Source organism: Chryseobacterium sp. JK1 (genome assembly GCF_050632815.1).
Taxonomy (GTDB): domain Bacteria; phylum Bacteroidota; class Bacteroidia; order Flavobacteriales; family Weeksellaceae; genus Chryseobacterium.
Genome location: NZ_JBODRU010000001.1, coordinates 1,302,926 through 1,321,485, shown reverse-complemented (window position 1 = coordinate 1,321,485; position 18,560 = coordinate 1,302,926). Strand labels below are relative to the sequence as shown.

Here is an 18,560-nt window from a genome sequence, read left to right as displayed (position 1 = left end):
ATAAATTTATTTTATACAGTAAATTACTGACTAAAAATTATGACTTGAATCATTTCTAGCATCCACTATAATAAATGTGTAAATTATTAGATTGAACATTGAGGTAATGCTTTTTTATCTTTCGCTATTTACAATAAAGCATGATTTCTTATATTTCCTTAAGTTGATTTCTGTAAATTTAAAGATATGATTATTCAATACTTCTAACTTTTTTTATTAACAAAACCTTTTTTTAATCATATTACGGCAAAGCCGGCCACAATTCCAACTAATATAGCTACTTTAACGCTTTTGGAAGTATTCAAAGGGGGTGTACCGTATATTTTGTGTGGATCTTGAGAAGGCTCAAGTATATTCCCCGATACTTCAGGAACATTCTTTACTTTTATCATTAAACGTACACCAGCTGATGCTGTATTGATTACTAATTTGGGAAAAAGCCTGTAAATTGATGTAATTGCATAAGATCTGAAATCAGGAAATAAATCTTTTTTCGGTTTCCTGGCTAATTCAACCATTTTTGCAGCAGTATCCCTTGGATCTGAAGCAATGGGAGGTATACTCATCTTGAACCCCGAATATTTTGCAGAATGAAGATTCCCGGTAGATTTTTGAAGTTGAGGGTACAAATTACAGATATGAATGTCTGCATAATTTGAAATCTCACCTTGAAGACCATCCATCATCCCTTTGATACCTTACTTAGTTGCTGAGTACACAGAGCTGTAAGGTGCTGGCATATATCCGCCTATAGAAACATTATTTATCAATATCCCTTCATTTTGTTTTTTGAAAATTTTAATGGCATTGTAAGCACCATGCATATAGCCAAATAGATTAGTTTTAATAACCTGTTCGTGAATCTCCATTGGAATCTCTTCAAATTTTCCACTCGCCATTACCCCTGCATTATTTATCCAAAGATCAATCCTGCCAAATCGTGACAAGGTCTCTTCTGCTACTCGTTCTATATCTGCAGCAACGCATGTATCGGCGGAAATTCCCAGTACCTCTACTCCCATTCCTTTGCAAAGCTCAACCACTTCATCTATACCTTTCTGTCCTCTGGCTACGATAACTATATTGCACCCTTCCAATGCAAAAGCCTCTGCAGCAGCCCTTCCTACTCCACTGCTAGAACCTTTTATTACAACTGTTTTTCGTAATAAAGTCTGTTGAAATTGTTCTTCTTTTCTCATGTCTTTCTTTTTTTAGATTCAGTAACAAATAGAACATGTATTATGCCAGATGTACAATTTTTAAAACACATTACATTCATCCAAATTTTTACATCCAAGAATAATAGTGATTTTAGCAAAGGCGGCTATTTAGAATCAATCGGTTTATAAATTCTAAATTATGATTATCAATGTTTGTGTATCTCCGTTTTTATAAAAAGTACCACAAATCCACTTTTTAATGTAATTGGTCTTATTATTGGATACATTTTAGTACACCAATCACAAAAATATCCTTTTATGAAAAAACATATTGTCATCATAGGAGGAGGTTTTGCAGGTATTAATTTCATCAAAACTATTGCTAAATCTAATGATTTCATCATTACATTGGTTGACCGAAATAATTACCATTTCTTTCCTCCGTTAATTTATCAGGTAGCTACTGCATTTATTGAACCTTCACATATCAGCTATCCATTCAGAAAGTTATTCTCAGATTACACAAATGTTCAGTATCATATGGGAAGTTTTATATCCATTAATACAGAACTTCAGATCATTGAGACCGATACCGGTTCAATAGCATATGATCATGCGATTTTTGCGCTGGGAACCGAAACTAATTTTTTTGGGCTAGATCATGTACAAGAGTGTGCACTACCTATGAAAACTATTAATGAAGCCTTATATATTAAAAACCACTTACTGCTGAACCTTGAAAAAGCTTCAAGAAATCAAGATGAGAATAAAGCAGAAAGATTACAGAATATCGTGATTGCAGGGGGTGGACCTACCGGAGTTGAACTGGCAGGGATGATTGCAGAGATGGGTGCTTTTGTCGCAGAAAAGGAATATCCTGAAATTGAACTTAACCTCTCCCATCTTTATCTGATCGATGCGCTCCCCTCATTGTTGGCTCCTATGAGTGATGCTGCAAAAAAAACCGCATATGATAATTTAAAAAGACTCGGCGTCAATATTCTTCTGAACGTTTCAGTAAAAGATTACGTTGAGGGAAATGTTATACTATCCGACGGAAGAAAAATAAAAACAGAAACTCTCATCTGGACCTCCGGGGTAATCGGTCGTGAAGTATTGGGTATTCCCGAAACGAGTATAGGTAAAGGAAGAAGATTATTAGTTGATGAATACAACAGAGTTTTAGGGTTTAATAATGTCTGGGCATTAGGAGATATCTGTTTGCAGTTAACGGATAAAAATTATCCGAAAGGACATCCTCAGCTTGCTCAGGTTGCTATTCAACAAGCAAAATTAGCCGCTAAAAATTTTATAAAACTCCATAATCAGAAACCTTTACAGTCTTTTGTGTATAAAGACAAAGGAAGCATGGCCATTATTTCAAAATACAAAGCCGTGGTTGATTTGCCTAAATTTTCTTATACAGGTTTTTTCGCATGGCTTACCTGGCTTTTTATACATATCATTCCATTGACGGGTTTTAGAAACAGAGTAAGACTGGCTATGGAATGGTTCAGATTATTTATTACCAATAATCCTTCTATAAGAATGATTTTGCAACCTGGCAAAAATGGTCAGAATAATAAAAATTAACTTTTAAAATACATATTATGCTTAAGAAAATGTTAGCCGGTTTAGGCGGAGCCATCGCACTTAACCTACTCCACGAAATCGTCAGAAAAAATTTTGACAACGTACCCCATATCAATGAGGTGGGCGAAGAAGCGTTAAAAAAAGTAACCGATTCTACAGCACTTGAAATTTCTGATCCTGATAAATTGTATGCAGCAACTTTAGCTGGTGACATTGTGAGCAACGCTATTTACTATGGAACCACAGCAACAAATCATAATTTCGCAAGCGGAATTGCAGCCGGAATAGGAGCCATTGTTCTTCCTCAAAAAATGGGTTTGAATGATCATCCTGTAGCAGAGAATAATAAAAAGAAATTCATGACCGTCGGATACTATATTTTCGGTGCAATAGTTACCAAATTTATCTATGATAAAATTAAGTAAGACTCATTACCCCTGCTCGCGGGGGTAATTTTTATGCCATGTAAAATACAGGAATAAGACTTATAAAGACTTATTAATACTTCAGTATACAGCAAATGATTATTAACATTTTACTACTGTGTTTTAAAAATAACACTTTTTATGTATGATAATAATTAATGAACTGCTGTTCAAATAATTAAATCCCAGATCTAATGGATTCACACATTGTCCGTTTGCGAATTTTATAAAAATAAAGCCTTAAAATACCACAAAACAAATTACATAGGCATATTTATTGTTTAATCATTCAAAAATATTCAGTATGGAAAATAATAAAACAATTTCAGTACTTAATGAATTACTTCATATTACCAATGACAGAATTAAAGGTTTTGAAAGCGTAGAAGGAAAAGTTTGGGAGAGCTATTCTGATCTAAAGGGTGAATATGATAAAATGATCTCTCAGTCAAAAATAATGAAGAATGAAATTATTAATCTCATTACTGAAAGAGGTGGAAATCCAGATGAAGAAACATCATCACTGGCTGGTAGTCTACACCGGACCTGGATCGATATTAAAAATTCCATACCGACAAGTAATAGTGATAAAAAAACCTTGGAGAATGTAGTTTTTGGTGAAAAGCATGCCATTGAAGCATACGATAATGCATTGAAAAGCGGTGATCTTTGTAGCGAAAGTTCAAAGATAATTGCGGAACAGTTGAGACAGCTGCGCATTTCTTACCATCAGTTCAATAACATTGAACATTATAAAAAGAAAGATGATTAACCTGTTTCGTATCTAAGAAACTCTATCATAATTTTCACAGACTAAAGAATCGGAAGTGATCCAAGTAATAACGTTTTGATTCTGTTAGTTTCACAATATTAAGTAAAAATTATATACCTGATTTTTACCGGTAATACTATACATCATGAAAGCAATTAATAATTTTTGGGAAATACTTAAAGGGACATACAAGGACTGGAGTGCACGGGATCCGGGAACCGAGGCTGCCAGCTTAGCCTATACCGCCATTTTTTCGATTCCTGGGCTCTTAATCATAGTGATATGGCTCACGGGTATATTCTTTGGTGAAGAAGCGGTACGGGGAGAAATCACTAAACTTATCGGGAGCATGATGGGGAAAGATGTTGGTAAGAGTCTTGAAGAAATGGTCGTAGCCGGTATGTTGGATAAAAAGAACATTGTTATGAAAATCATTGGAATCGTTACGCTTGTTTTTGGGGCAACTTCACTTTTCTTCCAATTTCAAAAATCCCTCAATAAACTGTGGGATATCGTGGCAACTCCTAAAAAGGCTTGGGAAAAATATCTTCTCGACCGTGCGAATTCTCTGGGGATGATTATTGTCATTGCATTTCTTATGCTCATTACCTTGCTGCTGAGTTCTTTCATCGGTCTTGCTAACGATTGGGTTATCCATCGTTTCGGGTTGGAAACCCTGGTTTTGGTGAATACTATTAAATTGTTGTAGGCTTTCTGGTTACGCTATTTCTTTTCGCAGCTATGTTCAAAATTCTGCCGGATGTTGAGTTACAATGGAAATCAGTGTGGGTTGGAGCTGCAGTAACTGCTGCACTGTTTACACTTGGAAAGTATATCCTCACTTTTTATTTTGAAACGTTCAATCCCAGTTCAGCATTTGGTACTGCCGGGACTGTTATTTTACTGTTGTTGTGGATTAATTACACCTGTCAGATTATTTTCTTTGGTGCAGAATTCACTAAGGTCTACGCTAAAAAAATGGGGCATCAACTTAAACCTTCAAAACATGCAAAATGGAGCCCGCAAATAGTATCTAAAGAAGACTCGAAAAACATAGTAACTGCTGATAAAACGGTGAAAGATTCGACGATTTAGTTTCGAAAACTTAAAAGTAAAAACCATGAATAGTTTTTACTTTTTTTTAAAGTTAACGTTTAGTGTTGCATGCCTGCCAGCGGTGTGCCTTGCACAGCAAAAGCATCTGAACTATTCACTTTTTCATCCTGTACCAAAGGAGCATATGAGAGAAATGGAAACTGACCGTCCGGATGTTACCGAATCTCCCTAAACAATCGATGCAGGCCATATTCAATATGAAACGGATGTAATAAGGCTGATAAAAGAAAAGTCAGACATGTTGAAAACAAGCACATTACTAATCAATCAGGCCAACTTAAAAATTGGAATTACGGGAAGCACAGCCATACAGGTTGGTTTCCAAACCTACGGCCGGCAAAAGGAAACAGACCTAATTTCAAATTATGTAGTAAAAACTGACGGAATAGGTGATATAACATTCAGGATTAAACAGAATGTAATAGGAAACGACCATGGTGACTTTGCTCTGGCAATCCTTCCCTACGTCAAATTGCCTACTTCAAAATATGATGAACAGAGCTACCTGGAAGGTGGACTAATTGTACCTATGTCCTATAAGTTACCCGGAAAATGGAAATTGGGTCTACAGGTGGAAGTGGATAGACTCAAGGATCTGGATCAACCGGAAATGCATACTGAATTCCTGCAAACATTGACAATTAGTCATCCATTATCAAAAGGAATAGACTGGATAGCTGAAACTTATTACACTTATAATTTTAAAGCCCATGAGCTTTCCAATTTTATTAATGCTGCAATTCAAATGGAAGTTGTCAAAGACTTTAAACTAGATATCGGAATTAATTATGGAATACAAGATACCGCAGCGAAACATTATTTCATCGGTGCTTCTTACCGTCATTAAATTCTATTATTTTAAAGCATTTATAATTCTTTGAAAACGCAAACTTTCCGTTATAATTCGACTCATTTATGACCATAATCATAGTATAATAATTATTAATTTTCCGCTGCTGTTGATGGATCTAATTGGTATACATTTGGTTCTCTGCCTGCTAACACAAACCACATTACTATCACAAAAAAATATATTATGGGAATTTTAGCATGGATCCTTTTTGGATTAATAGTAGGGACAATCGCCAAGTTTTTAATACCTGGAAATCAAGGCGGAGGATGGATTATAACCATTATTCTTGGAATAGTGGGCGCATTGGTAGGAGGTTTTATTGCAGGGGTACTCGGCATTGGGGATGATGGAAATCCCTGGGATCTGGGAACTATAGGAATCTCTGTTTTAGGAGCCATTCTTGTTCTGATCATTTATGGAGCCTTTACTAAAAAAAGATAATTATTTACACGTGGGTGTCGGTTCATTAAAAGTATGCCGGCACTTTTCTTTTACACCAATCACTAAAAAAATTATTATGAACAGAGACGGTAATAATAAAAGCTTATGGCAGTATAACATAGAGCAAGAAGCGTTACAGACTTATACAGCAAATGACTTTGACACCATCATTGTTGGTGCAGGAATAACAGGAGTGACTTTAGCAAAGGAACTTCAAAATAGAGGTCGTAATTGTCTTCTCATTGAAAAAGAAAATCCTGGATTTGGAACAACCGGTGGAACCACTGCACATATCAATAATTTTTTTGATTCATCTTACGACGAAATCATTAAAAATTTTGGGGAAAGCTCAGCGGTATTACTGGCCAATTCCGCAAAAGAAACAGTGCGGTATATCAAACATAATATTCTGCAATACCATATCTCTTGTGATTTTAACGAATGTAATTATTATCTTTTCAGTACTGATGGAAAGCAATCAAAAAAATTGGATGATATCTTAGAAGCCCATCATCAAGTAGGAATAGATACTCAACAGGTTTACAGCATTCCATTTACCCTGAAATTTGAAAAAGCCATTGAAATTAAAGGTCAGGCACAATTTCACCCGCTCAGATATATCAATAAGTTACTCAAAGAATACATTAAACAAGGCGGAGCAATTGTCACAGGAGCACAAGTTACAGATTTAAAAAATAAAGACGGAATCGTTACGGTTACAACCAACGATCAAACAATATTCACGGCAAAAAATTTAGTTTGGGCTACCCATATTCCCCCAGGAAACAACCGTTTCAGTGTTCTTTTGGCTCCTTATAGAAGCTATGTAGTTACCCTGAAGCTTGCCAACCCTGTAAAATCCATGGCGCAGACTGCCGATCTTTATGATCCATATCACTATGCCCGTTATCATAAATCAGACAATAATTACTTCCTAATTGTGGGAGGTTTCGACCATAAAACCGGTGATGAAAATGATACCGAAAAACATTTTGAAGATCTCATGGAATATGTAGATAACAATTTTAAGTATAAAGAAGTTACGGCAAAATGGTCATCTCAATATTATCAGTCTGCAGATGGCTTACCCTATATTGGAAAAATGCCGGGCGAAGACAATATTTATATTTCTACAGGTTTCACAGGCAATGGAATGACTTTCGGATCGATGAGCTCACTGATTATTCCCGATTTAATGGAGAATAAAATAACAGAGTTAGCCAAACTCCTGTCTCCGGCACGTATCAAGCCTATAGCTAGCGCAGGAAATATTCTCGATGAAGTGGTCAATGCTTCTATGCATTTTGTAAAAGATAAATTTTCGGCAGATAAAATTACTGAACTCAATGAGATAAGCAGTGGTGAGGGAAGAATAATCAAGCATGACGGCAATACGTATGCGGCCTATCGCGATGATAAAAATGAATTACATCTGCTAAGCCCCATATGTCCCCATACGGGCTGTAATGTTGCATGGAATCCTTCCGAAGTTTCGTGGGACTATCCGTGCCACGGATCACGTTTTGATATTGAAGGCAAATTGCTCAACGGACCTGCAATGTCGGATTTAAAAAAAATTGATAATGAAATTCAATAGCTGACAATTACCTCAACATTAGTGAACATTTATTTCAGCCGTAATCAAATAAAAAACAGCACATGAAAGATCATAATATATCAGATTTTAAAGGCGGCGAGGGACAGGTATTAGAGCCGGAAACTTACAGGGATTCCATTGGTACAATGGAACAATCCGGTAAAAGAAAGTGGGTATTTCCCAAAAAGCCTAAAGGCAGATATACCAATTACAGAAATTTAGTAGCCTATTGTTTACTGCTATTTTATTTTGCACTCCCATTTATCACGATAAATGGTAATCCCTCATTACAATTTGATGTTTTTAACCGTCAGATTTTTATTGCCGGTCAGCCCTTTTACCCTCAAGATTTTTTCATACTCACTTTGGGCGCAATCGTATCATTAATATGCATTATTATATTTACAATTGCATTTGGGAGAATATTCTGTGGATGGATCTGTCCTCAGACGATCTTTCTGGAAAACGTTTTCAGAAAAATTGAATATGCTATAGAAGGTGATAGAAACAGACAGATGAAGCTTGACCGTCAGGAGTGGAATGCTGAAAAAATAGGGAAAAGAAGCTTGAAATGGTCTATCTTTATTTTACTTTCTTTGATTTTTACCCATTTTATGTTTATGTATATTGTGGGATATAAGGAGGTTTTCAGGATTGTTCAGGAAGGGCCTTTTGAACATCCGACCAATTTCATAGTTATGATTCTCCTATCGGCTGCATTTTATTTTGTTTTTGCATGGTTTAGGGAACAGGTATGCACATTGGTTTGCCCTTACGGAAGATTACAGGCAGTACTGATAGATAAAGAAACGATCAATGTTTTCTATGATTTTAACAGAGGGGAGAACAGAGCAAAATGGAGAAAGGGTGAAGACAGGAGAGCTGCGGGAAAAGGCGACTGTATTGATTGTTATCAATGTGTTGTGGTCTGCCCCACAGGGATTGATATCAGAGATGGTCAGCAGCTTGAATGCGTCAATTGTACAGCTTGCATTGATGCGTGTGACGAAGTAATGGATAAGGTAGGATTACCAAGAGGACTAATACGGTATGCTTCAGAAAAGGAAATAGAGACCGGTAAGCCTGTTAAATTTAATGCACGAATGAAAGGTTTTGTTATTCTTTTAGTTGCTTTACAATTTTTATTGGGATATCTTCTTTACAACCGTGCCGATATGGAAGCCAAATTTATTAAACCCGCAGGAAGTACCTTTTTCGTGCGCGACGGAAAAATTACCAATACTTATAACTTTACTTTTCTAAATAAAACAAATGACAAAAAAGTAGTCAGTATTCGAATATTAGAACCAGCAAATGGTGAAATTACCTTCAGCGCTTCCAGTAAAATAATAGTCGAACGTGACAAAATTGTGAAAGGAACCATTAACATAAGCTTTCCCGAAAAACAGATAACACTGTCAAAACAAAATCTAAAACTTGGAGTTTATGATCAGGAAGGAAACCTCCTGGATACGTATGAAACCTATTTTGAAGGTCCATTTAAAATACAATTTTAAAATAAATTGATAGGGATTGAACTTTCTAAGACCATATTCTTTAAAATTGAAGACTGTCTTGCAAAGCGCGTAAGTTAAAAGTCAGGCTTAGATCTTATACTTATTTCTTCTTTTTATAATGTTGATCTGTCGTTAGTTTCTTTACTGTTTAGGATAAGGGTCAGTTTCAACTGGCTTAGAAATTTTCGTAAAATCTCTTCCGTGTAATATAACTTTACAGAAAGAGGGCTAAGTTTATTTTTATAATTATTGAACTCTATTTTATCTGAAAAAACAACCTGTCTTTTATACAGAATCGAGTAATAGACATAAATTTCAAATACCGAATGTCTTTCCGGTGTACAGTATCCGGATGTAGCAATACACCAATCACTTTCAAACATTGTGGATGCATACAGTCCCAACTTGTCAGCAATAAGGCTGGATACACAATTAGAATTTTTGATCTCAGAAGCCTCGACCTTCAATAGCTTCACTATTTTATCAGGAGTATGTACCGTGATACCGCCTTTATAAAATAATTTTGAATTAGTCATTTCCGAAAACGCAAGCTGCATCGCACCAGCGGTAACACTTTCTGCAATGGAAATGGTTTGATCACAACCCATAAATTCTTCATTGATTTGTTCCAAAAGGATCTTGTTACATTCCATGATACTCTATAATATAAATTTTACGAACTTAAAATTGATCTGTATTTCATTAATGTATTAACGAACTTAGGGTAGTGTTTATTCTTTAAATGAAGGCTACTTTATATTATTGAAAACAAGCCATACAGCTGATAGTGTATGGCTTGTTTAAATTTTATATATTTAATCTTCCTGCTGGGCATCAAAATTAATGTTAGTCTCTGCAATCTCCGTAAGGTTATAGTCTGTATCTTCTTCCTCCTGCAGTGTTTTTTCTAACAGCTCAGCAGCCTTATCATGTCCCATAGTAATAGCAAGTTGCGTTAGTCCTCCATAGCTTGCGATCTCGTAATGTTCTACCTTCTGCGCCGCGATTATCAGAGCTGCATCTCTTGTCATCGTGCCTTCTTCCGTAGATTTAATGATTTCTTCGCCTTCCTTAATCAATCCATCCATTGCTTCACATTTTTTCTGCTCTGGACTCTCATTAATGAGTTTAAAAACTTTCTCCAAGCGGCTTATATGCTTTTTAGTCTGTAACTGATGATCCTCAAAAGCATCTTTAAGCTCTTCGGTTGTTGCTGCGTCATGCATAGTCTGCAACGCATCTACTAATTTATGCTCAGCGTAATAAATGTCTTTTAGTGCATCTACAAAAAATTTATGCAGCGGAGCATTTTTCATCTCACTTTCTTTTACTGTAGCATTCTCTACTGTCATTTTTTTGTCAGCAGCACCGGTTGTCGTATTTTCTGTTGTTTTAGTTGCCATAAGATAATGGATTTAAAAGGTTAAAAGGCTGCCCCTATTTCACAGAGACAGCCTAAAAAGAATTATGAATTACGTCTGCCTCCGAATCCTGATCTGCCGGATCCTGAAGATCTTCCACCTCCATGAGAAGCCTGACCTCCCATTCTGGCTATTCTTGTACGTTCAGATTTACTCATTGAAGCAAAACCTCTTTTTGATGTTCCCCCTCCTGAATTAGAACCTCTGTTGCTACCTCCTGACCCGGAGTTAGAATTAGAGCCACGACCGCTTCCTGAACCGGAGTTTGATCCACGGCTATTTCCTGAACCGGAGCTTGAACTACGTCCTCTTCCTGAACCACTGTTTCCGCCCGATCTTGAATTGGAGTTTCTTGAGCTTCCTCCACTGTTTGATCTTGATCTTCCTGATCCTGAATTTGATCTTGATCCTGACCCAGATCCGGATCCTGAAGATCTTCCGCTTCCTCCTGACCTTGATCCAGAACCTGAACGGGATCCTCCACGAGAGCTACTGCCAGAACTTCCTCTGCTACCAGAACTAAATCTTCCCTGACTATCCCTGTTTTGACCACCTCCTCTATTTCCTCTGCTTCCGCCTCTTGAACCTCTGCCCCTATTATCGTCGTCGTCATCGTCGTCATCATCATAATCTTCGTCGTCGTCATCATAATCTTCGTCATCATAATCTTCGTCATCATAATCTTCGTCATCATACCCTCCTTCCTCGTCGAAATAGTCTTCAAAATCTGAGAAATCATCATCGTACTCCTCATCCTCACTTCCGTCGTTATAACCATGCTCATAACCTAATTGGTACGCTTCCTCAAGCATTGATTGGTCATCATCTGATGAATTTCTGCCTGAACTTCTGTTGTTTGAATTTCTAGTGTTCATAAATTTTACTTTTTGAAATTAATATTTAGTGATGTACCGCAGTCCTTGACTAGTATCAGACTACAGTCGGTTTATTTTTAATGTTTAGACAATACAATACCCGCACACCGTAGAAACAGTGTGAAACATAATTGAATAATACTTTTAGTTATTCTATTATTCTGTAATAAGTTAAATGATACGTGTCCCTATTTAGAGCTCACGCCAGCTGAATCCTTCATCTTGATATTGGCAACACTATCATTTGGATTTCTTGATGTAGTACCCGTTGTGTCTGGCCGAGTGGAATTTATATTCATTGAATCTGTAGCAGATGAATCAGCAGTAATTGGTGGTGCTGTTTGTACTTCTTTTTTACAACTGATTGTCAAAAGCCCGAGAAGAAGAGCTAAAGAGATTATTGCTTTCATATAACAACATATTTTAATTTGGTATATCAAAGCTACAAGCCCAGGAAGGCAAATCCTATGACAATGATCATAATCGATTCATAAATTTTATTAAATTTTACTCTTTAGTTATTTATATGGTAAGAAAGAATAGAATCCCTCTAACATTTTTTTTAGATAGTAATTATTCCTTTCTTTAAAAGAATTAATCTGATTTCAAAATCTATATATCACCAGGATCAAAACTCAACTAATCCATCTGTCAAAATTTTCCATTGAATTTTTGAAATTCCCACCATCCCTCCAAGGGCAATAGCTAAATTCCTTGCTTTGTCTGCGATCTGAGCATCCATATTCGGTGTCTCGTTACGTCCGTAAATACCTGCTTTTATAAAGTCTTTCCCTCGTGATACAATAAAGGTAGAGCTTGCATCTCCCGTATAAAAGTGTGCAGTGTGCGTATTTATTTCACCCGGTATCCCCGATGGTTTACACTCAATAAGCAGTTGCTCCAAAATTTCATCATTAGCAGATAAATTTTCATACATATCTGTTATCTCGACCCAATCAAATCCTCTTGCTTCAAAATTGCCCGGCCCTGGAATATCAATCCTAATGAAATCTCCTTTTTCAGGTAACCTCTTTTTTAAATTCCCGTTTTTATCGTGCAGTTTAAAATCCGCACCAACTCCACTAGCATAATAATTCCAGTAATTTACCGACAAAAGACGATCTTTTAAAGTCTGATACAAATCAACTATATCTTCAAAATCTTTAGCTAAACGAATACTTTCCGTATCGTGAAAACTTCCTTTTTCTTGCAGGGGTACCCCTGTGATCAATTGTGGCTTCATTTCGTATTTTTTTTGTGTAACTAAACATTTAATTTTCATTATGCGGCATATCAACTGGCTTTGATTCCGGAGAACCTTTTTCTCTGAGCCAAATTGAAAGGATAACCAGCGAAGCAACTGCTAAAAACTCACTCTGCCAGTTTTGAAACGACTCAAACCAAAAACGGGCATCATACAAATATTCCTGAATTGGCATCACAGGCAGTTCTTTAGCAATCTGCTCACCACTGTATTCTTCATAGCTTCCATAAAAATGACAGGTAAAACTGATAAGAAAAAGAATACCAAAAGCAATTGATAGTGAATGTTTATAGAGAATAAGCCATACACCACCCTGTTTAACAGGCCATGGTGCATTGGAATGAGGTCGAGGTTCTTTATCAACATCTTCTTTTTCATCCAAAGACTTTGATTCACTTGACCCCTTCTGCCTAAGAAAAACAGTCAGAACAACATACAGCATCATTTGTAAAAATTCACTTTCCCAGTTTTCAAAAGTGGCCTGAACAAAATGGCCGCTGTGTAGATATTCTCCGATACTTAAAAGATGCTGCCCTTCTTCAGCCAATTCTTTGTTTTCAGTTTTCCAACCCGTCATGACCTGCCCGTATAGGCAGACAAACATCAATATAAAAAGAACAATACTTAAACTGTTGCGGTAAAAGAAATTATGTTTATTCATTGATACCTGATTTTATTTGATTGAATTTATTTTTAAAATAGGGTTTGCATCAGTGAAGATTTATTTTTTAACCCAAACGCTTACTGACCTTACATTTACTTTAAAGACTCCTTTACCATTGTTATCCACCACAATTTCTTCTTGTCTTTGTTGCAAAAAATCATAGAATACAGCATTTGAATATTCTTCACCCCACATTATTTCTTTGCAGGCTTTTCCATTATTTGAAATAATGACCAGACAGCCTTTATTCTTTTTATCACCCATACGCATGAATGCAATACAATTGGGATCATCAAAAAAATTGACTTGTGAACCGTATCCAAATTGTTGTCTTGCCTCCATTAATTTTGGTAGGGTCTCAACTTTACGGATTTCAACATGTATTTCTTTACCGTCTTTCATATCCGAATACTTAGCTCCGAAAAGGTCAGGATAAAAGACACATGGATAGGCTTTTTCAGATAACAAAATGATGGAATAAGCTATTGGTTTAAACCATTCTTTAACAGTGGACTCCAATGCCTGAAGCTTTTGTGTATCATGATTTTCAACAAAAGAAACGGTAAAAACTGGCATCTGTTGTAACAAAGAATTATCAAGAATCTGACGCAGGTCGTACTGATCTCCTTCTTCAGATGCTTTGCAAAAATTATAGTGTAGGGGCACATCGAAACATGAAATTAAATTACTCATTTCATCAGAGAAATAATTTATTTTTCCTGCCTCTTCTTTCCAAAACTCCCCCAAAATATAATAGTCAGAATTAATTTCTGTTTTAATATAAGTAATCCACTCTTTTAAAAATTCTGAAGAAATATGCTTTAAGGCATCCAACCTTACCCCGTCGACTTTGGTACTTTCAAGATACCATTTGATCCAGCTTTTCATCTCCTGAACAACATCTGGGTTTCTGTATTCTACATCGGCGCCCATGAGATAATCATAATTTCCGAGCTGATGACTCACTGAAGGGTTCCATTCCGTGCCGTATTCATTTATAATCTTAAAGATACCCAGTACCTCTTCTCCATTTCTCTTAATGCAGTCTATTCCACTAAAACAACGATGATCCCAGTTAAAATCTGAATACATTCCGTTCCGGGCAGAAAAAGTAAATTTTGTCATTGCTGATGCTTCAAAAGGTTGTTCTATAGTCTTAATACGATTATCCTCCTCAACCTGTTGTACAAAGATATTTTCTGGTTCGTCTCCACCCATTCTGTGATTAAGAACAATATCGGCATATACACTCATACCTTCCTCATGTGCTGCTTCAATTGCTTTAAGATATTCTTCCTTAGTTCCGTATCTGGTTGCAATATTACCTTTCTGGTCAAATTCCCCTAAATCATATAGATCATATACGTCATAACCCCGGCCTTCCTTACCGAGAAAGCACTTTGTTGCAGGAGGAAACCATACCGCAGTAAAACCAAGCTGTTTTAAATAACCCGCCTTTTCTGAAAACTCATTCCATAAATTCCCGGAATGGTACCAATGAAAAAACTGAATCATTACTCCGTTCATAACCCATAATTTAACCATTGACAATGAGTCCACCGTTCGGATGGAGAACCTGCCCCGTCATCTGTGCTGAAGCATCGGTAGCTAAAAACAGATAACTTGAAGCAATCTCATCCGTATTAGCATTTCTTTCCAGTGGAGGCTTGCTTTGATCGTCTTCTTCTTCACCAAAAGTTTTCTTAGTAAGGGGTGTCGCTACCGGTCCAGGTGCTACTGCATTGACCCGAATTCCTTTAGGTTTCGCCTGTAATGCCAGCGATCTCGTAAAAGAAACAATTGCCCCTTTTGTAGCTGAATAATCTAATAATTCTTCATGCCCCATATAAGCCACTGCGGAGGTCGTATTAACAATGGAACTCCCTTGTTTTAAATGGGGAAAAACTTCCTTGGTAAGTAAAATCATTCCAATGATATTGGAATTAAATATCTTTCTGATGTTTTCTTCTGTAAGGTCAATAATATTATCTGCAGGAATTTGTGTTCCTGCATTATTTACCAAAATATCAATTTTCCCAAACTCAGCAACTGTTTTTGAGACGGTTACTTTACAAAAATCTATATCATTGATATCTCCGCCAAAACATATAGCACGCCTTCCTAGAGCTTCAATTTCCAATTTTGTTTTCTCTGCATCTTTGTCGTCTTTATAATAGATAAACGAAATATCCGCACCTTCTTTGGCAAATAATAAGGCAATTGCTTTACCTATTCCGCTGTCTGCTCCTGTAATGAGCACTGATTTATTCTCCAATTGCAGCCTCTCCATACTATTAAAATTTATACATCCTGTGGTTCCTGCATTTTTCCCATACGATATGCTGCCATGCTATCGCTTGCCAGATTAGACATGGCTACCGTTAATTTATTTTTCAACCCCGAGATTATTTTATCCTCTCCATTCATCAGAGCATCATAGCCATCCTTAGCCACTTCTTCCGGAGTGCTGAAACTCTCTTTATCTTCCATAATCTTACTTCTGTTCATCTGGGCTTTGTTGAAGAAATCTGTATCGGTCGGTCCTGGAAGAAGTGCCGTAACCGTAATTCCGGTATCTTTTAACTCTTCACGAATCGCCTCAGACCATGATAAGATAAAAGCTTTACTTCCATGATAAACTGATTGCCATGGACCGGGTGCTTTACTAGCGATTGAAGCCAGATTCAGTATTTTTCCTGATCCTTTGCTGATACGATCCTTTAGGAAAAGTTTAGTTAAAATCAGAACTGCATTTATATTGAGGCTGACAATATCCAATTCCCTATGTATATCTGTATCTTCAAATTTTCCATAGAAGCCCTGTCCTGCATCATTCACCAATATTTCCGGGCTAATATCGTTGAGTCTAAGTTCGGCATACATAGAAAAAACATCATCTTCTTTAAAGAGATTTTTTGCCTGGGTTACCACCTTAACACCATATTTTTTAAATTCATTGGCTTTTTCAATCAGTTGATCATGACTGCGCGATACAATAACCAGATGGTAGCCATTTTTTGCGAATAATTTCGCCAGTTCATATCCGATTCCACTGGTTGCGCCGGTGATTAGTACATATTGATTTTTGATTTCCATATTGTTTATTTTAAAATAATCATTTGATTGAGTTCACATTTAAAGCATCCGAGAATAAATTCCGCGTAATACAGCTGGGCTGTTGAAGCATTTGTTTTATGGTGCAGTTCCAGTTTTTTGGATAAAATGATTTCATTTTTGTAGGCGAATGAAAAATGCGCGAAAATTTTTTGATCAGATTCTTTCACAGGAGTTGCATATCCGGTGACAGATATTCCCCAGTCCGTATTGAATAATGAACTAACATTCAACGCCATTTCATCGGCAACTTCCTTAGAAACACAATCACACTTTATCGCTTCCTGCTCATCAACTTTCAAAAGTTTTACTTTTTCCTCAAGAGTATAGGCGGTTACCCCGCCTTTAAAAAATTCAGAGGCATCTTTGATCTGCGAAAATGAAAACTGTAGGCAGCCAGCAGTAACACTTTCTGCCACAGAAACTGATTCATGGGCAGATTTCAGTGCCCCGCCGATATAATCCAACAAAGACTGTTTAAATTCCATGAGAATACATTTTAATTAATTAAGAATACGTCGCTCCTAATACTATAGAGATTTACTTATCTCCAGGGATCAAGCACGACTTTTACACATCCGTCCTGCTTTTTATCAAATATTTCATATCCTTTTGCCACCTCATCAAGGGAAAGGCGGTGCGTTATGATATCATCGAGTTTTACCTGCCCGGTTTCCACATATTTCATTAATTTATCAATGATCGCATGAACCGGAGATTGCCCCGCTTTAAGCGTAATGCCTTTATCAAAAAGCTGACCTACCCTAAAATTGTCATAATTCATGGGATAGACTCCTAATATGGAAACAAAACCTCCGCGTCTTACTCCACTCATACACGCCTCCAGCACTTTGATAGAACCTTTTTCAAAATTGACAACTGCCTTTGCTCTGTCCATCAGATTTCTGTCTGGTTCAAAGCCTACAGCATCTATACATAAATCGGCACCTCTGCCATTGGTCATGCTTCTGATTTCGTCAACAGTCTGTTTAGCGTCTTCCCAAAGAATGGTTTCGCATCCTGTAAGATTTTTTATCTGATCCAGTCTATATTGAAGGGTATCAATAACAATTACTTTTTTTGCGTGATGAAGAATAGCACTTTTTACGGCCATTGATCCCACAGGACCCGCACCGAAAATGACTACCGTTTCTCCACCTTTAAGGTCCGCCCACATTACGCCGGTATACCCTGTAGGAAAAATATCGGTAAGAAAAAGCACCTGTTCATCGGTCAATGAATCAGAAACCTTTCTAGGCCCGAAATTAGCATAAGGAACTCTTACATATTGTGCCTGCCCGCCATTATACCCACCATACAGATCGGTATAACCAAACATTCCACCTCCTTTTTCAGTAACCAAGCCTCCTTCGGGACCATAATTTTCTATATTGGAGTTTTCACAGCCTGATGGTAAATCATGCTGGCAGAAATAACACCCTCCGCATGCAATCGGAAATGGCACAACAACTCTGTCACCCGCTTGTAGATGATTGATGTTTTTTCCTACTTCCTCCACAATTCCCATAAACTCATGTCCCATTACCATAGGACGTGGCTGAGGAATTCCTCCCGAATACATGTGAAGGTCACTGCCACAGATTGCGGTAGAGGTTACACGAAGAATAATATCATTTTGATCTTCAATCTTTGGATCATCGACGGTATCGCAGGTAATGTTACCCGGCGAATGAAAAACTGCTGCTTTCATATTGTTATATTATGGTTTGGTGTTTATTCGTTATCAT

Annotated in this window: 22 protein-coding genes; 9 read left to right on the top strand and 13 right to left on the bottom strand. The window is 36.8% G+C overall.

Features of this window, described 5'->3' with window-relative positions:
* Positions 1 to 236: 236 nt before the first annotated feature.
* Both ACQ76T_RS05830 and ACQ76T_RS05825 read right to left on the bottom strand, forming a co-directional pair.
* A complete protein-coding gene (locus ACQ76T_RS05830; RefSeq protein WP_431342387.1) occupies positions 237 to 566 on the bottom strand; it encodes a hypothetical protein in 330 nt (109 codons plus the stop codon).
* Positions 567 to 698: 132 nt separating this feature from the next.
* On the bottom strand, positions 699 to 1,199 hold the full coding sequence (locus ACQ76T_RS05825; protein WP_431342386.1) for an SDR family NAD(P)-dependent oxidoreductase: 501 nt from the start codon (positions 1,197 to 1,199) through the stop codon (positions 699 to 701).
* Between the two features lie 279 nt (positions 1,200 to 1,478).
* Here ACQ76T_RS05825 and ACQ76T_RS05820 point away from each other — a divergent pair, with 279 nt between their 5' ends.
* The 9 genes from ACQ76T_RS05820 to ccoG all read left to right on the top strand — a co-directional run bounded on the left by ACQ76T_RS05820 (position 1,479) and on the right by ccoG (position 9,474).
* Positions 1,479 to 2,753, top strand: a complete 1,275-nt coding sequence (locus ACQ76T_RS05820; protein WP_431342385.1) for an NAD(P)/FAD-dependent oxidoreductase — start codon at positions 1,479 to 1,481, stop codon at positions 2,751 to 2,753.
* 17 nt (positions 2,754 to 2,770) lie between these two features.
* Positions 2,771 to 3,178: a hypothetical protein gene (locus ACQ76T_RS05815; protein WP_265427265.1), complete on the top strand. Its 408-nt coding sequence runs from the start codon at positions 2,771 to 2,773 to the stop codon at positions 3,176 to 3,178.
* Between the two features lie 304 nt (positions 3,179 to 3,482).
* A complete protein-coding gene (locus ACQ76T_RS05810; protein WP_431342384.1) occupies positions 3,483 to 3,950 on the top strand; it encodes a PA2169 family four-helix-bundle protein in 468 nt (155 codons plus the stop codon).
* Between the two features lie 145 nt (positions 3,951 to 4,095).
* Positions 4,096 to 4,659, top strand: a complete 564-nt coding sequence (locus ACQ76T_RS05805) for a YihY/virulence factor BrkB family protein (RefSeq protein WP_431342383.1) — start codon at positions 4,096 to 4,098, stop codon at positions 4,657 to 4,659.
* A gap of 32 nt (positions 4,660 to 4,691) precedes the next feature.
* On the top strand, positions 4,692 to 5,045 hold the full coding sequence (locus ACQ76T_RS05800) for a YihY/virulence factor BrkB family protein (protein ID WP_431342382.1): 354 nt from the start codon (positions 4,692 to 4,694) through the stop codon (positions 5,043 to 5,045).
* Positions 5,046 to 5,241: 196 nt separating this feature from the next.
* On the top strand, positions 5,242 to 5,913 hold the full coding sequence (locus tag ACQ76T_RS05795; protein WP_431343719.1) for a transporter: 672 nt from the start codon (positions 5,242 to 5,244) through the stop codon (positions 5,911 to 5,913).
* Between the two features lie 189 nt (positions 5,914 to 6,102).
* The gene (locus ACQ76T_RS05790; RefSeq protein WP_431342381.1) at positions 6,103 to 6,360 is read left to right on the top strand and encodes a GlsB/YeaQ/YmgE family stress response membrane protein; all 258 of its coding nucleotides are present in this window, start codon (positions 6,103 to 6,105) and stop codon (positions 6,358 to 6,360) included.
* A 76-nt stretch (positions 6,361 to 6,436) separates the two neighbouring features.
* Positions 6,437 to 7,957 carry an FAD-dependent oxidoreductase gene (locus tag ACQ76T_RS05785; protein WP_431342380.1) on the top strand — a complete coding sequence of 507 codons (1,521 nt, stop codon included), beginning with the start codon at positions 6,437 to 6,439 and terminating at the stop codon, positions 7,955 to 7,957.
* Between the two features lie 62 nt (positions 7,958 to 8,019).
* Complete coding sequence (ccoG, locus tag ACQ76T_RS05780; protein WP_265427259.1) at positions 8,020 to 9,474, top strand: cytochrome c oxidase accessory protein CcoG; 1,455 nt, start codon at positions 8,020 to 8,022, stop codon at positions 9,472 to 9,474.
* A 113-nt stretch (positions 9,475 to 9,587) separates the two neighbouring features.
* On the opposite strand, the gene ACQ76T_RS05775 is transcribed toward ccoG, so the two are convergent.
* From ACQ76T_RS05775 to ACQ76T_RS05725, 11 genes are all read right to left on the bottom strand, one after another.
* Positions 9,588 to 10,127 carry a CinA family protein gene (locus ACQ76T_RS05775; RefSeq protein ID WP_431342379.1) on the bottom strand — a complete coding sequence of 180 codons (540 nt, stop codon included), beginning with the start codon at positions 10,125 to 10,127 and terminating at the stop codon, positions 9,588 to 9,590.
* A gap of 162 nt (positions 10,128 to 10,289) precedes the next feature.
* On the bottom strand, positions 10,290 to 10,877 hold the full coding sequence (locus ACQ76T_RS05770) for a ferritin-like domain-containing protein (protein ID WP_073174693.1): 588 nt from the start codon (positions 10,875 to 10,877) through the stop codon (positions 10,290 to 10,292).
* Positions 10,878 to 10,939: 62 nt separating this feature from the next.
* A complete protein-coding gene (locus ACQ76T_RS05765) occupies positions 10,940 to 11,770 on the bottom strand; it encodes a KGG domain-containing protein (protein WP_431342378.1) in 831 nt (276 codons plus the stop codon).
* Positions 11,771 to 11,958: 188 nt separating this feature from the next.
* Positions 11,959 to 12,180, bottom strand: a complete 222-nt coding sequence (locus ACQ76T_RS05760; protein WP_431342377.1) for a hypothetical protein — start codon at positions 12,178 to 12,180, stop codon at positions 11,959 to 11,961.
* 218 nt (positions 12,181 to 12,398) lie between these two features.
* Entirely contained in the window at positions 12,399 to 13,013 is a 615-nt protein-coding gene (locus ACQ76T_RS05755; RefSeq protein ID WP_431342376.1) for a hypothetical protein, read from the bottom strand.
* Between the two features lie 28 nt (positions 13,014 to 13,041).
* Complete coding sequence (locus ACQ76T_RS05750) at positions 13,042 to 13,695, bottom strand: DUF6766 family protein (RefSeq protein ID WP_431342375.1); 654 nt, start codon at positions 13,693 to 13,695, stop codon at positions 13,042 to 13,044.
* Between the two features lie 60 nt (positions 13,696 to 13,755).
* Positions 13,756 to 15,225 (bottom strand): alpha-amylase, encoded by a 1,470-nt coding sequence (locus ACQ76T_RS05745; RefSeq protein ID WP_431342374.1) that lies wholly within the window; start codon positions 15,223 to 15,225, stop codon positions 13,756 to 13,758.
* 10 nt (positions 15,226 to 15,235) lie between these two features.
* A complete protein-coding gene (locus tag ACQ76T_RS05740; RefSeq protein ID WP_431342373.1) occupies positions 15,236 to 15,988 on the bottom strand; it encodes an SDR family oxidoreductase in 753 nt (250 codons plus the stop codon).
* A gap of 11 nt (positions 15,989 to 15,999) precedes the next feature.
* Entirely contained in the window at positions 16,000 to 16,794 is a 795-nt protein-coding gene (locus ACQ76T_RS05735; RefSeq protein ID WP_431342372.1) for an SDR family NAD(P)-dependent oxidoreductase, read from the bottom strand.
* A gap of 5 nt (positions 16,795 to 16,799) precedes the next feature.
* Positions 16,800 to 17,300 carry a CinA family protein gene (locus ACQ76T_RS05730; RefSeq protein ID WP_431342371.1) on the bottom strand — a complete coding sequence of 167 codons (501 nt, stop codon included), beginning with the start codon at positions 17,298 to 17,300 and terminating at the stop codon, positions 16,800 to 16,802.
* Between the two features lie 56 nt (positions 17,301 to 17,356).
* Positions 17,357 to 18,523, bottom strand: coding sequence for a zinc-dependent alcohol dehydrogenase (locus tag ACQ76T_RS05725; RefSeq protein WP_431342370.1), 1,167 nt, complete (start codon positions 18,521 to 18,523; stop codon positions 17,357 to 17,359).
* Positions 18,524 to 18,560 lie beyond the last annotated feature (37 nt).